Origin of the sequence: Pseudomonas sp. (genome assembly GCF_028293835.1) — a bacterium.
Taxonomy (GTDB): domain Bacteria; phylum Pseudomonadota; class Gammaproteobacteria; order Pseudomonadales; family Pseudomonadaceae; genus Aquipseudomonas.
Genome location: NZ_JAQGNX010000108.1, coordinates 20,088 through 35,021, shown reverse-complemented (window position 1 = coordinate 35,021; position 14,934 = coordinate 20,088). Strand labels below are relative to the sequence as shown.

At 56.1% G+C, this 14,934-nt stretch carries 17 protein-coding genes; 9 read left to right on the top strand and 8 right to left on the bottom strand.

What is annotated here, in order from left to right; all coding sequences use genetic code 11:
• The first annotated feature begins 191 nt into the window (after window positions 1-191).
• From JWR17_RS15820 to JWR17_RS15800, 5 genes are all read left to right on the top strand, one after another.
• The gene (locus JWR17_RS15820; RefSeq protein ID WP_299832875.1) at window positions 192-1,148 is read left to right on the top strand and encodes a LysR substrate-binding domain-containing protein; all 957 of its coding nucleotides are present in this window, start codon (window positions 192-194) and stop codon (window positions 1,146-1,148) included.
• Between the two features lie 21 nt (window positions 1,149-1,169).
• The gene (locus tag JWR17_RS15815; protein WP_299832873.1) at window positions 1,170-2,135 is read left to right on the top strand and encodes a 2-hydroxyacid dehydrogenase; all 966 of its coding nucleotides are present in this window, start codon (window positions 1,170-1,172) and stop codon (window positions 2,133-2,135) included.
• A 60-nt stretch (window positions 2,136-2,195) separates the two neighbouring features.
• Window positions 2,196-3,194 (top strand): class I SAM-dependent methyltransferase, encoded by a 999-nt coding sequence (locus tag JWR17_RS15810; protein ID WP_299832872.1) that lies wholly within the window; start codon window positions 2,196-2,198, stop codon window positions 3,192-3,194.
• A gap of 248 nt (window positions 3,195-3,442) precedes the next feature.
• Entirely contained in the window at window positions 3,443-4,027 is a 585-nt protein-coding gene (locus tag JWR17_RS15805) for a TMEM165/GDT1 family protein (protein ID WP_299832871.1), read from the top strand.
• Between the two features lie 216 nt (window positions 4,028-4,243).
• Window positions 4,244-6,382, top strand: a complete 2,139-nt coding sequence (locus JWR17_RS15800) for a methyl-accepting chemotaxis protein (RefSeq protein WP_299832870.1) — start codon at window positions 4,244-4,246, stop codon at window positions 6,380-6,382.
• A 125-nt stretch (window positions 6,383-6,507) separates the two neighbouring features.
• Here the strand turns inward: JWR17_RS15800 and JWR17_RS15795 are convergent, their stop codons facing one another.
• The 3 genes from JWR17_RS15795 to JWR17_RS15785 form a co-directional block, all read right to left on the bottom strand.
• On the bottom strand, window positions 6,508-7,128 hold the full coding sequence (locus JWR17_RS15795; RefSeq protein WP_299832868.1) for an SOS response-associated peptidase: 621 nt from the start codon (window positions 7,126-7,128) through the stop codon (window positions 6,508-6,510).
• Between the two features lie 71 nt (window positions 7,129-7,199).
• Window positions 7,200-7,460 (bottom strand): DUF2007 domain-containing protein, encoded by a 261-nt coding sequence (locus tag JWR17_RS15790; protein ID WP_299832867.1) that lies wholly within the window; start codon window positions 7,458-7,460, stop codon window positions 7,200-7,202.
• On the bottom strand, window positions 7,460-7,642 hold the full coding sequence (locus JWR17_RS15785) for a CPXCG motif-containing cysteine-rich protein (RefSeq protein ID WP_299832866.1): 183 nt from the start codon (window positions 7,640-7,642) through the stop codon (window positions 7,460-7,462). Before JWR17_RS15785 ends, JWR17_RS15790 begins: the two co-directional genes overlap by 1 nt.
• Before the next feature lie 133 nt (window positions 7,643-7,775).
• Between JWR17_RS15785 and JWR17_RS15780 the strand changes: the two genes are divergently transcribed.
• Window positions 7,776-8,942, top strand: coding sequence for a 1-acyl-sn-glycerol-3-phosphate acyltransferase (locus JWR17_RS15780; RefSeq protein ID WP_299832865.1), 1,167 nt, complete (start codon window positions 7,776-7,778; stop codon window positions 8,940-8,942).
• A 72-nt stretch (window positions 8,943-9,014) separates the two neighbouring features.
• Here JWR17_RS15780 and JWR17_RS15775 read toward each other — a convergent pair whose 3' ends face one another.
• A complete protein-coding gene (locus JWR17_RS15775) occupies window positions 9,015-9,302 on the bottom strand; it encodes a hypothetical protein (RefSeq protein ID WP_299832864.1) in 288 nt (95 codons plus the stop codon).
• 111 nt (window positions 9,303-9,413) lie between these two features.
• Between JWR17_RS15775 and JWR17_RS15770 the strand changes: the two genes are divergently transcribed.
• Entirely contained in the window at window positions 9,414-9,620 is a 207-nt protein-coding gene (locus tag JWR17_RS15770; RefSeq protein WP_299832863.1) for a hypothetical protein, read from the top strand.
• A 123-nt stretch (window positions 9,621-9,743) separates the two neighbouring features.
• Here the strand turns inward: JWR17_RS15770 and JWR17_RS15765 are convergent, their stop codons facing one another.
• Window positions 9,744-10,328, bottom strand: a complete 585-nt coding sequence (locus tag JWR17_RS15765) for a YajG family lipoprotein (protein ID WP_299832862.1) — start codon at window positions 10,326-10,328, stop codon at window positions 9,744-9,746.
• A 223-nt stretch (window positions 10,329-10,551) separates the two neighbouring features.
• Between JWR17_RS15765 and JWR17_RS15760 the strand changes: the two genes are divergently transcribed.
• Window positions 10,552-10,785, top strand: a complete 234-nt coding sequence (locus tag JWR17_RS15760; RefSeq protein WP_299832861.1) for a hypothetical protein — start codon at window positions 10,552-10,554, stop codon at window positions 10,783-10,785.
• Window positions 10,786-11,508: 723 nt separating this feature from the next.
• A complete protein-coding gene (mqo, locus tag JWR17_RS15755) occupies window positions 11,509-13,017 on the top strand; it encodes a malate dehydrogenase (quinone) (protein ID WP_299832860.1) in 1,509 nt (502 codons plus the stop codon).
• A gap of 108 nt (window positions 13,018-13,125) precedes the next feature.
• On the opposite strand, the gene JWR17_RS15750 is transcribed toward mqo, so the two are convergent.
• From JWR17_RS15750 to JWR17_RS15740, 3 genes are all read right to left on the bottom strand, one after another.
• Entirely contained in the window at window positions 13,126-13,584 is a 459-nt protein-coding gene (locus JWR17_RS15750) for a hypothetical protein (RefSeq protein WP_299832859.1), read from the bottom strand.
• A gap of 278 nt (window positions 13,585-13,862) precedes the next feature.
• Entirely contained in the window at window positions 13,863-14,150 is a 288-nt protein-coding gene (locus JWR17_RS15745; RefSeq protein WP_299832857.1) for a PA4642 family protein, read from the bottom strand.
• A gap of 113 nt (window positions 14,151-14,263) precedes the next feature.
• Window positions 14,264-14,821, bottom strand: coding sequence for a hypoxanthine-guanine phosphoribosyltransferase (locus tag JWR17_RS15740; protein WP_299832856.1), 558 nt, complete (start codon window positions 14,819-14,821; stop codon window positions 14,264-14,266).
• Window positions 14,822-14,934: the final 113 nt, after the last annotated feature.

Below are 14,934 nucleotides of genomic sequence, written 5' to 3'. Positions count from 1 at the left end.
TTACTTTCCGAACCAAAAGTGTGCTTTGGCGGAATGCAGGGGGATTACAGGCGGGCGGCTCAGGGGTCAGCACCGGCCCCGTTTATGCGAGCGGTACATGCTGGAAAGTCTAAGGAGGTTTACATCTGAAGAAAAGATGGCTAAATCTGTCTTATTCGTTAGATTTTCTAAACCATTTTATTTGGAAATATATGAGCACCTTGCCGCCGCTGCGCGCTCTTCAGGTATTCGAAGCTGTCGGTCATTGTGGCGGCGTCGCTCAGGCGGCCAAGCGTTTGGGCATTTCAGCCGGTGCGGTCAGCCAGCAAATGAAGATCCTCGAGGACACCCTTGGGTTGAGTTTGATGTACAAGGAGGGCCAGCGTTTACGCATGAACGCCATTGGCCAACGCTTTCATATGCGCTGCACAGCCGCTTTCGAAGCGCTCCGCTTGGCCACCGTCGAAGTTGAACGCAGCAAAAATCCCGACCATTTATACATCAGCGCCCTGCCCTCGGTGCTTTCCAAGTGGCTCGCGCCGTTGGCCTATGACTGGGAAAAACAATGGCCGATGCTGACCCTGTACTTCGACAGCACGCTGACACAAACCCTGGATGAAGACGGGGTCGATTTCCGTATCGGCTACGGCGAAAGCACCGAAACCGGGGCACATACGCTGGAGCTGTTTAGAGATTGCATCGTCCCCGCGTGCTCCCCGGCGCTGATCGCACCGAACGATCGCATCGAAAAGGCAAAACAGCTGCTGCGCCTGCCATTGATCGGCATCGATTCCAGGCCCAAATTCGATTCGCCGCCGTCATGGCAAACGTGGTTTGAGCGGGCTGGAGTGCAAGCCGACTACAGCGTCAACGCGCTGCGTAGTTACTCGTCTTCAAGCATGGCGATCCAGGCGGCGATCGACGAGCAAGGCGTCGTGCTCGCTCAGTATTCCATGATGGAAAGAGATTTAGCCGCAGGACGCCTGATCATTCCCTACCCTTACGCCATTCAGCTGTCGTCGCCCTACCAACTGAGCTGGAACCCGAATACGTTACACAAACCACAATGCCGCGACTTTCACCGCTGGCTGGCTGCGTGCGGCAAAGCGCAACAGCAGCGTACCGATGAGCTACTGGCGTTATCCGCAATGCATTCAGTTATCGTTTAATTTATTCAGGAGCCCAAACCGATGAGCAGCCCATACAAGGCGGTATTTCTCGACCACACATCCCTGGACCTTGGCGACTTGGATTTCACGGCGTTGCGCGAGAACTTCAGCGAACTGGAATTGCACAGCAGCAGTTCGCCGCAACAGACCATCCAGCGCCTGCAAGGCGCCCAAGTGGCGATTACCAACAAAACCGTGATCGACGCCAACGCCTTCGCGGCGTGCCCGGATCTGAAACTGGTGCTGATTACCGCCACCGGGACCAACAATGTCGATTTGGCAGCAGCCCGAGAACACGGGGTGGTGGTCAGTAATTGCCAAGGCTACGGCACACCGTCGGTGGCGCAACATACCTTGATGTTGCTGCTCGCCCTGGCCACGCGTCTGCCGGATTATCAGAACGCCGTGCAGCATGGGCGTTGGCAGCAAGCCAAACAATTTTGCCTGCTGGATTTCCCCATTGTCGAGCTGGAAGGTAAAACCCTGGGCCTGTTGGGCCATGGCGAATTGGGCGGCGCGGTGGCGAAATTGGCCGAAGCGTTTGGCATGCGCGTGTTACTGGGGCAAATCCCCGGTCGCCCTGCCCGCCCGGACCGCGTTCCGCTCAACGAGCTGCTGCCACTGGTGGATGCATTAACCTTGCATTGCCCGCTCAACGAACACACCCGCGACATGATTGGTGTTAACGAACTGTCGCTACTCAAGCCCCATGCGTTTGTGATCAACACCGCTCGTGGCGGCTTGATCAACGAACAGGCGCTGGCCGATGCGTTACGCAACGGTCAATTGGGCGGCGCAGCGACCGACGTATTGACCGTCGAACCCCCTATCGATGGCAACCCATTGTTGGCCGGCGATATCCCACGGCTGATCGTTACCCCGCACAACGCATGGGGCAGCCGCGAAGCTCGGCAGAGAATAGTCGGTCAGCTTGTTGAAAACGTTCAAGCGTTCGCCGCCGGTACTGCGCGACGCGTGGTGAGCTGAGACACCCGGCACAGGCCTGATAAAAAACGTTAGACTTCGCCCATTTCGCAGGAGCTAAAGATGGACCCGCGCAGCGAAGTACTACTCCGTCAGGCCGAATTGTTTCAGGGCTCGTTGCTTCTGGCAGGTTTGCCCGCCGATGATCTGCTCGGGCAATTGCCCAACGCCCATGGCTGGTGTTGGCACGCTGGCGACCAGGCGTCGTTGGACACGCGCTTCGAAGGACGCACTCACTTCGGCGTTAACGCGCCAGAGCAACCGTTTGAAGCCGCCGTGGTGTTTTTGCCCAAAGCCCGTGATCTGGCCGACTACGTATTGAACGCGCTGGCCTCGCGCCTGGCGGGTCGCGAGTTGTACCTGGTAGGCGAAAAACGCAGTGGGATCGAAGCCGCTGCCAAACAATTGAGTCCTTTTGGCAAGCCGCGCAAGCTCGACAGCGCTCGTCACTGCCAGCTGTGGCTGGTGACGGTGGACAACGCGCCGCACGCCGTTGAACTGGAAAGCCTCGCTCAGCATTACGAAGTAGAGATGGAAGACGGCCCGCTTAAAGTGGTGAGCCTGCCGGGGGTTTTCAGCCACGGGCGTCTGGATCGCGGCTCGGCGCTGCTCTTGCAACATCTGGACAAGCTGCCCAGCGGCAATGTTCTCGACTTCGGCTGTGGTGCGGGGGTATTGGGCGCCGCAGTCAAACGCCGCTATCCGCACAACACCGTCACGCTGCTGGATGTCGATGCCTTCGCTACCGCCAGTAGCCGCCTGACGTTGGCCGCCAATGGCCTGGAAGCCGAGGTGTTAACCGGTGACGGTATCGACGCCGCGCCGATGGGGTTGAGTACGATTTTGAGCAATCCGCCGTTCCATGTCGGAGTGCATACCGATTACCAGGCCACGGAAAATTTGCTGCGAAAAGCACGCCTTCATCTGAAAACAGGCGGCGAACTGCGCTTGGTTGCCAATAGCTTTCTGCGCTACCAACCATTGATCGAAGAGCATTTTGGTGTCTGTGCTGTCAAGGCAGAAGGCCAGGGTTTTCGCATCTACCGCGCCAAACGCGCTTGAAATAAGCACTTGCCGAATGCGCTACGCGTAGGCAGAATCCGCTCCGTCCTAGGGGAGTAGTCTCCCGCGAGCCTCACGCTCGTCCGGCACGTATCAACATACTTGGTCAGCAGACCATGGTGCGTGCGACCCAGATCCGCTCAGATGGATCGGTGGTTTGACAAGACCTATGACACGAACACCTTACCCAGGGCGGGGAGGCTGTACGTGTCATAGCCGTGTCCACCCGCCCTTAGGAAAAAAGCCTGATGCTGGAATCCCTGCTAGTCCCCACTGCTGTTGTTGCCTTGGCCGAAATCGGTGACAAGACCCAACTGCTCGCCCTGATTCTCGCCGCACGCTTTCGCAAACCCTGGCCGATCATTGCTGGCATCGTGGCCGCCACCCTGGTTAACCACGCCGCGGCCGGTGCGGTCGGTGCATGGTTCGGTAGCCTGTTTTCAGACGCCACGTTGCATTGGATACTGGCCGCCAGCTTCGTCGCCACCGCGCTGTGGACTCTGGTCCCGGACAAAATGGATGACGATGAAGGCAGCTCGGCGCGTAAATTCGGACCGTTCCTCACGACGCTGATTGCGTTTTTCATCGCGGAAATCGGCGACAAAACCCAAATCGCCACCGTTATGCTCGCGGCGCAATACTCACATCTGTGGTTGGTCATTCTCGGCACCACAGCGGGCATGCTGATCGCTAACGTTCCAGTGGTGTTGGCTGGCAATTTCGCGGCCGACAAACTGCCCCTGACGTTGATTCGTCGCTTGGCATCGTTTGCGTTTTTCGTCTTGGCTGCCTTTGCGGTGTTCAAAGCCATGCAGATCAGCGGCTGGGTCTGACACCCTCGTCAGCAGCTTCGAAATCGGGTCGTCAGTGACGGCCCGATTTGCCCGAAATTCCTCATCCCGCCGTTACAAAATCGTCATATAACTCGCCTTCATACTCAATAACGACCCGCACGCACCCATCACGGCCCTTCGGTCGCTCACCGCTCAGGTAATTCAAGGCCTCAGCCGATAAGGCAGTGCAGACGTAATCTCACGTCCGGAGCCTTTATGAAGTTCAAATCGATCCAGTTTTCCGTGGCAGCACTCGCTGGCGCAATCATCCTCAGCGTCGTTGCGGCACTCGTCGTGTATGCGCTGTTCTCCGGAGCCCGCACTCAGGAATTGGTGGATCAACGTACCCAAGTGCAATTCGAGCAGGCCGTTGAACAACGCCTGACTGCCATTGCCCAGACCCAGGCCAGTGAGATCAAGCGCGAATTGGAATCGCCGCTGCAAACTGCTGCTGGATTGGCCCGAGTCAACGCACTGATCGGCATGAACGACAGCAAGGGCGAACCGCAGCTAAAAATCAGCCGCGAACAGTTGCTGAACATGCTGCATGAAACCGTGGTGCAGAACCCGAAAATTCTCGGCTCGTATATCGCCTGGGAACCCAACGCTGTCGATCACAACGACGCGGCCTATGTCGACCCACCGGTGCTCGGCATGGAAAAAGACGGGCGCATGATGTCGTGGTGGTACCGCAAACAGGACGGTAGCCTGGCCCTGGAAAAGCTGGCTGACGTGACCGATCAGAAACTGCTGTCCACCGGCATTCGTGCCAGTGAGTACTACCTGTGCTCCAAAGACACCCGCAAAGCCTGCGTCATTGACCCCGCTCCATACCGGGTCGGCGACAAAATGGTCATGCTGTCTTCGTTCATTGAACCGATCATCATCGACGGTGCGTTTGAAGGCATTGTTGGTGCTGATCTGTCGGTGAACTTCATTCAAGACATGCTCAACGTGGCTGATCAGAAACTGTACGGCGGTGCAGGCGATCTGGCCTTGATCGCAAGCAACGGCCGACTGGTGGCCTATACCAAAGACATCAGCAAACTCGGCGAGAAAGCCAGCGATGTGCTGGATGCCAACAAGATCGCCAGCATCGGTCAGATCGGTCTCAACCAAGTGCGTTACGAACTCGATAAAGAACACGGCCGCATTTCGTTGTACCTGCCGTTCGGTATCGGCTCCACCGATGCCCGCTGGACGCTGATGCTGCAATTGCCGCTGGACGTGGTCATGGCCGATTTGCACACATTGCAAATCGACCTCGCCGCACAACGTAAAACCGATATTTTTGGCATGACCATGGTTGGGCTGTTGATCGCGGGCCTGGGCTTGCTGGTGATTTGGCTGGTGGGCCGTGGTATCGCCCGACCACTGAAACAGATGGTTGCCATGCTGGACGACATCGCCCAAGGCGAAGGCGACCTGACCCGCCGTTTGAATAGCGATCGTGCCGACGAGTTGGGCTCCATCGCCACCGGTTTCAACACCTTCCTTGGCAAACTGCAGGTAATGATCAGCCAAGTGGTGACGTCGGTGCAGAAGGTCAGCGATTCGTCCGAACACACCGCCGACATTGCCATTCGCACCAACCAAGGTGTGCACAAGCAGTTGGCCGAGATCGACTTGGTGGCGACCGCCGTACACGAAATGACTTCCACCGCGCAGGACGTGGCGCGCAATGCGACTCACGCAGCCCAAGCGGCCAACCATGCAGACGCAGCGGCGCATAAAGGCATGCAAATCGTGCGTGACACCTCCCATTCCATCAGCGAGCTGGCCGTGGAAATCGGGCGGGCGGTGGGGGTGGTGCAGACGCTCGCCAAGGACAGCGAAAATATCAATGCGATCCTGGTGGCGATTCGCGGAATCGCCGAACAGACCAACTTGCTGGCGCTCAACGCCGCCATCGAAGCAGCTCGCGCCGGTGAACAGGGCCGTGGTTTTGCAGTAGTGGCCGATGAGGTGCGCAATCTGGCGCAGAAAACCCAGAAAGCCACCGAAGAAATCCAGACCATGATTCAGCAGTTGCAGTCCGGTACGCGTCAGGTGGTGAAGGTCATGGAAGACAGCCAGAGCAAGACCGACGAAAGCGTGGGCCATGCCGCACTGGCCGCGCAAGCGCTGGAAACGATTACCAAGGCGGTGTCAGTGATCAATGACATGAACACCCAGATCGCCAGCGCGGCTGAAGAGCAAAGCGCGGTGGCTGAAGACATCAACCGCAACGTGATCAACATCGGCCAAGTCGCCAACGAAGTCGCAGGCGGCGCCGACGAGTCGAGCAAAGCCAGCGCCGAACTGACCAAACTGGCCGAGCAGCAACGACGGTTGATTAATCAATTTAGGGTTTGAACCCTGTAGGAACCACCTGTCGGCGAGACTTAATTGCCTCGCCAACAGGTTGGCTCGTATCAAACGGTTCATAACTTATTTAAAAAATAATATGTAGGTTGATGCGCTGGTCCGGTAATCGACCACTAAAGCGGCGTCAGGCACTCTGGGGCGTTGAGCTTTGGGTCGTTGACCAGGTTGGCCAATGCGCGTTCGCGCAAGGCTGACTGCTGACTGGCAAGCAGTGCTTGCAAGGCAGGCATCGAGGTGTCGGGATTGAGCCACGCGGCCTGGCCATCTGCATCAAGAATCAGCGGTCGGCGCTGGCTGGCGGCGGCCTGGGTGACCACCGCGACGCTCAAATACGTATGTTCCTGAACCGGATACGCTTCCCAGATCCCGGCAAAGAACAACGCCGACCCCTCCCCCGGCGTCAGCCAGAACGGCCGCTTGCGCGTGGTGCCGCGCCATTCGTAGAAACCGTTGGCCGGCAACAGACAGCGGCGTTCCCTGAACGCCTGACGAAACATCGGTTGCTCGGCCAGGGTTTCAGCGCGGGCATGTGCGGGCGTGCGGGACAGGTCAGTCAGCCAAGGCGGCGTCAACCCCCACCTGGCGCGGGACAACTCGCGCGCGCTGTCGGGACCGCGCAGCATCAACACCGAATCGGTCGGGGAAATGTTCCACTGAGCCTTTTGGTCAGCAGGAAAACCGGGCAACGCCGCAAACGCGGGATTCCAGCGAAACAGCGCATAACGTCCACACATGAGGGCAGTACATTCTCTATAGGAAGAAACCTGCATTCACCGCAGATTCTGGAAGCAGACCCCAACGCGTGTCAGCACACCAATACGTCAGGAAAATTGTCAGGTTCATCGCCCGACAACGGCATGGCGGCATTGTACTCGGCGATCAGTTGCCGTGCCTGTTCCGCCTGATCGTTATCCACGGAGAGTCCCAGCAGGCCGAAGACCGGTAACTCGCCGACGCCACCCAGCAAATGGCGGCCGGTGATATGGGCCTTGACGCCTTCACTGGCGAGCATGCCTTGCAACAGCTCGCCTTCCATCAGATTTTCTGGCTCGTAAACCTTTTGCATTATTCATTCTCGCTGCGCACGTCCAGATTCCACTCTTCGCCATCGGTTTGCAGATCAAACACAATCGGCCGGCAGCACACCGGGCAATCCTCAATATAGTTCTGATCGCCGCCGGACAGATCCAGCACGGCTTCTACGGGTTCGCCGCAGTAAGGGCAGTCGTAAGCCTGTATTTCCTGCATCGCGGTCTCCGGGAAGAGTTATGCGTATAATCGCCCTCAATTTGAAGGCTGGTTCTTTTTATTCAGCGGGTCTGACAGCATTTTTCAGCCCCCAGCCTACTACCTCAACACTAGCGCTATCCCACAAGAGAGCATGATGGGCGAATTTGATGCCATCCGACCTTACGACGACGCCGAAGTCCCAGCCGTACTGGCGCGTCTGCTTAGCGACAAAGCACTTCTTGAAATCCTCACCCACTTTCGATTCCCTCGTCTGGCCGGTGCGTTCGGCTGGATGCTCAGGCCTGTTATAGCCCACAGGCTGCGCCGCGAGTTTAACGGTGTCGATTCGGTGGCGACCCTGCAAGACAAAGTCGAGGTGTATGTCGACCATACCATTGAGCGGGCCACCGATGGTGTGACCTACACTGGCGTGGAACGGCTCAAGTCCGGCAATGCTTATTTGCTCCTGGCCAATCACCGGGACATCGTCATGGACCCGGCTTTCGTCAATTACGCGGTGTACCACGCCGGGCTGCCGACACCCAGGATTGCCATTGGCGACAACTTGCTGCAAAAGCCGTACGTCAGCGACTTGATGCGCCTGAACAAGAGCTTCATCGTGCACCGTTCGATCAGCGGGCGCCGGGAAAAAATGGCGGCGTATCAATTGCTGTCGGCCTATATCAACCACTCGATTCGCAACGACTGCCAATCGATCTGGATCGCTCAGGCAGAAGGTCGCGCCAAAGACGGTGATGACCGCACCGAATCGGCGATTCTGAAAATGTTTCACATGAGCCGCAAGGATGAGCCCTTCGCTGAGGTGATTAAGTCGCTGAACCTGACGCCGGTGTCCATCAGTTACGAATACGACCCGTGTGACCATGCCAAAGCCCGGGAGCTGTACATTCGCGCTACCACCGGCAGCTATACAAAGGTGCCGGGCGAAGATGATGTCAGCATTGCGCTGGGGATTACCGGCTATAAAGGTCGCGTGCACGTCAGCTTCGCCACGCCGATTACCGAAGCATTCGACGACACCAAGCAATTGGCCATCGAAATGGATCGGCAAATTCTCGGCGGCTATCGCCTGTTTCCTGCGCACTATCTGGCGTATGCCCAATGGGCTGAGGCTGACCCGGCGCTGAACGTCCCCACCGCCGCGCAAGTTTTCGCCGCAGACGAATTAGCCAAGGCACAAGCTGAGTGGCAACGCCGCCTGGACACCTGCCCTGCGGAGCATCGTCCGTATCTGGTGCTGCAATACGCCACTCCGGTGCGCAACCAATACCGGGTCAAAGCCGGTCTGCCGCGTTAAAACATTTTCACCAACACAACAAAATGGCGCCTCAAGGGCGCCATTTTTTTATGTCGTTTTTGTCGCCGGGGATTAAAGCCGAGTGCTGAGCCACGAAACTATAAGTACAACAGTCAGGCAGCCAAAGCCGAAACGGTAGTTGAAGCGATTCATCTGTAATGTCGAAATGTCCATCATGTGCTGCGGCTCATCGATGGGGGCCTGTTCCGTCATAACAGCCAAGTGCTGAATTTCCAGCTGTTCACGACGACGGGTCAAGTACAGAAACCAGGCAGCTGGAATGACAGCCAGCAAGGCAAAGCTGTTGACGCAATGTGCAAGGTCGAACACAAGAATGGTTTCAAACGATTGCAGACACATCCGGAGCCTCGTAGAGCGATTATCTATCTACAGGCTAATTTAGCGGTGGTCACCTTAACGTAACCTGAACCAACCACTGTATGGCACCTCGACCCCGATAGTGAGCGCGAAATGTTACACGCACAGAACCAGGATCGGCTTTACCTGATCGCTCAGAGCGATGAACAAGAAGCGTTAATCGATGCACTGGCCTTCAACGTGCAAGACCGACATTGGCTGGTCTATTGCGCCTTGGGCGGGCACCAGCACCACGACCTGCCAGACCTTGATCTGCAAACCGGTTTGAATTTTTTAGGGTTTTATCAGGAAGCGGCGTGAGAAAGGATTACGCAAAAATCCTGTAGGAGCCAACGTGTTGGCGAAGGGGCTTATACGACATTGTCAGTCACGCCCCTCGCCAACACGTTGGCTCCTACAGAGATCGAATCAAGAAATCAGGCGTTACTGACCAAGCATTTGCCCGACTGTCGGGTCCTGGAACAGCCGTGTCAGGGCATCGCTCAAAACGTCGCTGACCAACTTGGTGTTGGTTTCCTGATTTGGCGCCATGCCGAAGCGCTGGTCCAGCGAGGCTGCATAACGACCGTTGTAGCTTTTCCCGTTGTTTACAACGTCAGCGCGAAAGGTCGCGGAAATGGTTGCTTCGGTGACATAAAGACCTTCTTTGGGCGACTGATACTTCAAGTCAGCCAGGGTCACCGTCAACTGAGGCACGTTGCCGCTGTTACCACTCGGGGTGTAGCCCAGCAGACGCACGGCGGCTTCGGCTTGCTGCTGCAACTTGGGCAGGATGTCATTTGGCTGAACGCTGACAGCACTGGTTTCCGGGTACAGACCACCGCGTGTGCCCAGGGTAGGCGAAGGGCGACCGTCTACGACCCGAACCATCACCGGCTGACCATGGCCTACCGCAGCGAGTTGGCTCGTGAGTTTAGGTTGCGGGCTAAGTTGTTGCGGGCTGTTGGCACAGCCGACTAACGTCAAACTGCCTACAGCAAGCAAACCGAACAACAGGCGATGCAACATACTCATCTCTCCAAGCCAAAATGATAAATGGCCGCCAGTATAGCGGTGCCGACGGCCGGCTCACTAGCTGAAAAATAAGACCGGACACGGCCTGTTTCAGTTCCTCGCACCCTGTCCTGCCGAAACGCTTTTTGCCGGTGAAATCGGATACGTCAAATGAGTGTCACCGAGATGTCACTAACCTGAGCCAAGCTCTGCACTGTCACTCATCAGGGGCGTCGCCATGAATTTTCTTTTGTCATTGTTCACCTTTCACAGCAAGCATCGGCAGTACGTGTACCTGGACAACTCCGGGATATGCCGCGCCTTTCGCCGTTGCGCTACCGCACCGAAGGCGGCTGGCTGGGTAGAAATCGACGAAAGCTGCCCAAGCTGGCTAAATCGGCCGCTGCCCGACAGAGCCGGCAGCGTCGGGCCACAAGCGACGTTTGGCTCGAGGGCGGTAATGACGCTCTGATCTCGCAGCTAATAAAAGTCACTTAATAAGATCAATTTCTTTCGTTTCATCGCTATAATCTTCCCCCGATTATAAGGACGTCTCCTGATCGGGCCTCGCAGCATCGCTAATACCTCGTATTAGCTCCCCGCACCGCCCACAGAGAGCCGCCCACACAGGTCATTTGCAAGCATTTTTGCTCGCTGACCCGGCGCCGAACCCTTCGAGTTTTTTTCGATGATTTTTGCCCGGCAGCAGCACTTTGCTTACATCCGGTCTGCCAGAACCCGCATTTGCATCGGTTCTTTTTTGAGGTTCACGTTTCCAAAAGAGCGTGAAAAAAACGGGTTTTCACTACTTCACAAGAGTGTGGCGAGCAAATGAATAGTTATGCGTTTGTACATGCACCATTAACGTCTGACCCAGCCCCTTTATACGGGGCCGACCGCTGCTGCGCAGTCTCCGTGACCGGAGTCTGAAGCCTGTCCACTACGGATTTGGTTGCACAAACGGATGCCTTGACGATAGTCGAATTGCCAGTCGAGCTTGAAAGTGAGTTCATACTCGCTCAAAGCCCGGTGGTTGGCGTCCGCTGAAGATGCAAAAAATTGCGAAGAATCGGACATGGCGACCCTGGCCAAACATTATCGGCGGCCCATCGGATACACGCCCTGATAACGCTTGGCAACAGACCTCGGGGTCGTATGCCGTCAATTTGGTGCTGCAGATTTTGGAGACGCGTTAATGGCGCATAACGAAGCAGTTGATGTGGTACTGGTTGGGGCAGGCATCATGAGTGCCACCCTGGCAGTGCTGCTCAAAGAGCTCGACCCCAGCCTCACGCTGGAAGTCGTTGAGCTGATGGATTCCGGCGCTGCGGAGAGTTCCAATCCGTGGAATAACGCCGGCACCGGCCATGCGGGCCTGTGTGAGCTGAACTACACGCCGCAAGCGGCTGATGGCTCTATCGACATTAAAAAAGCGGTGCACATCAACACCCAGTTTGAAGTGTCGAAGCAGTTTTGGTCATACATGACCAGAAGAGGCACCTTCGGCTCCTCGAAATCCTTTATCAGCCCTGTGCCGCACCTGAGTTTCGTTCAGGGTGAAGAGGGCGTGTCGTTCCTTAAGGCGCGTTTTGAAGCGATGCATAAGCATCACGCTTTTTCGGCCATGGAATACACCGAAGACAAAGCCAGGCTGGCTGAGTGGATGCCGCTGATGATGCCGGGCCGGCCAGCCGATGAGCCCATCGCCGCCACTCGTGTGATGAAGGGCACCGATGTGAATTTCGGCGCGCTGACTAACCAGTTGCTCAAGCACCTCTCCACCACCCCGGATGCGCAGGTTAAATACTGCAAACGCGTTACCGGTCTGACCCGCAAAGGTCAGGGTTGGAGCGTGAGCATCAAAGACGTCAACTCCGGTAATACCCGAGAAGTCGAGGCCAAGTTCGTATTTCTCGGTGCGGGCGGCGCGGCATTGCCGTTGTTGCAAATGTCGGGCGTCGAGGAAAGCAAGGGTTTCGGTGGTTTTCCGGTCAGTGGCCAATGGCTGCGTTGCGACAACCCGGAAGTGGTCAAGCGTCACCAGGCCAAGGTGTATAGCCAGGCTGCGGTTGGTTCGCCACCGATGTCGGTTCCGCATTTGGACACTCGCGTTGTCGACGGCAATACGTCCCTGTTGTTCGGACCGTACGCCGGTTTCACCACCAAGTTCCTCAAGCACGGTTCTTTCATGGACCTGCCACTGTCGGTGCGCGCGGCCAACATTGGCCCGATGCTCGCAGTAGCCCGCGACAACATGGACCTGACCAAGTATCTGGTCAGCGAAGTGATGCAGTCGATGGAACAGCGTCTTGAGTCGCTGCGCCGCTTCTACCCAGAGGCTAAAGCCGAGGACTGGCGTCTTGAAGTTGCCGGTCAACGGGTTCAGATCATCAAGAAAGATTCGAAGAAAGGCGGTGTCCTGCAATTTGGCACTGAGCTGGTTTCGTCCAAAGACGGTTCGCTGGCTGCGCTGCTGGGCGCATCTCCGGGTGCCTCGGTCACCGTGTCGATCATGCTGGACCTGATCGAACGTTGCTTCCCGGACAAGGCTCGCAACGAATGGGCCGCCAAGCTGAATGAAATTTTCCCGGCCCGGGAAAAAGTACTGGAAACCGACGCCGAGTTGTATGCGCACATCAACAGTGCGAACAACGAAAGCCTGGAGCTGGTCGAGATCAGCAGCGAAACAGAAAGCTTTGCTTGATGCATAAGCAGCTGTTCTGAAACGGTGATAAAAGAATGCCCCGCTTTGCGAAGAGCGGGGCATTTTTTTAAATAAGCATTTACTGGAGGCCGTTTTTACACGGGGCTATTATTCCATCACAAATTTAACTTTATACCCTTTCCCCGGCACATTACTGAGGACGGTACCGCTACAGGCGGCAAGAAACGCACCCTGGGATTTACCCTTCGCCCATTGAATCGGAGTTTCAATCGGCTTAAACCAACCAAACGACTGTTTGATGTCATGGCCTGTGGAGAAAAGGCAAGATTTTCCGTTGGGAGTCGAGTAACTAAACGCGACCTGGCCTTTCCTTTCATTTGCAGAGGGAAGACCCATTGACGCCAGGGCATTGCCCATAATGGCAAAATCCGAAGGAGAGGAATCACCCAATGACCAACTGGCCGACGTTAGCTGGAGGGTGTCGGCCAAGTCGTTATGCACCTCTATATCAATGATGATCGGCTGAACAGCATGGGCCATAGACGCCACACCGACGAAGCTGCCAAAACAGACAGCGAGCACAGTAGTTACGTTAATCATTTTCATTTTAATTCCATTTAATGATAGGCCTGTCCGACAGGCAACAGCGAGGCTGAATGAATCCAGAACAGCCGTTAATACACAATGGGTGTGCAGTAACCAGTATGACGCAAAGAAACATTTTCACCTTGGCTGACAAGAACTACGACCGGTAGGAAAAGACCGAATCAGCTTGTAGCCTGTAGTATCTACATTTGATTGTCTGCAGCGGCTACATACATAGTTAGATAGGTTATTGGCTGTAGATTACATAGACGCCCATTGCAGGCGTCTATTGAAGGCACTTAATTGCGGGCTTTTTCGACCAGCTCGATGTATTCCTCGGCATTACGCTGATCCTTGATCAGCGCGATGAAATCCTGGCCGTGCTCGTCTTTACCGTCAAGGTCCAGGCCAGCTTCAAGGAAGAACACCAGAAAGCGCTCAAAATCGTTGACCCGCAGGCCACGGTAAGCCTTGATCAGCTTGTGCAGCGACGGTGAGGTGGCGTCAACCGGCTCGAAGTCGAGAAACAGTTTGATCTGCTCGTCGCCGATCTCATCGCCAATCACATGCCTTTTATCTTTACGCATTGCTGCTGACTCCAACTGATTCGCGGACATTTCACGGGCGGGCAGTTTACCCCTCGCCCGCCTCGGTGCTCAACGCGCATGTCATTCGGTCGCGCTTAAAAGCCCATAACAACCTACATGCCTTTTACCGCATAAATTCCGGCAGCGTTGCGCCAGTAGCCTTTGTAATCCATGCCGTAACCGAAGATATAACGGTCGATGCACGGCAGGCCGACGAAGTCTGCTTTCAAATCCGGGCGAGCCTTGCGGTCGTGGTCTTTATCGATCAGCACGGCAGTGTGCACGGCGCGAGCGCCTGCGTGTTTGCAAAAATCGATGATTGCGCCGAGGGTATGACCTTCGTCGAGGATGTCATCGATGATCAGCACGTCGCGATCGATGAACGAAACTTCGGGCTTGGCTTTCCAGAACAGATCACCGCCCGAGGTTTGATTGCGGTAGCGGGTAGCGTGCAAGTATGACGCTTCCAGCGGGAAGTCCAGGTGCGTGAGCAGTTTGCCGGTGAAGATCAGGCCACCATTCATGACGCAGAACACCACAGGGTTGGTGTCAGCCAGCTTGGCATTGATCTCGGTGCCTAGACGGGCAATCGCCGTCTCGACTTCAGCTTCGGTGTACAGGCAATCAGCTTCGCGCATGATTTGACGAATGTGCTCGAGATCAGCAGACATGACGCTCTCCAGATGGGGGCGGTGGAAGAAAAGCGGGCAAAGGTACCCATCCGCTTCGGTCAGAGCAAGCATTTCTGAACTAACGTACCGGACAGTAACAGTTGAATAGATTA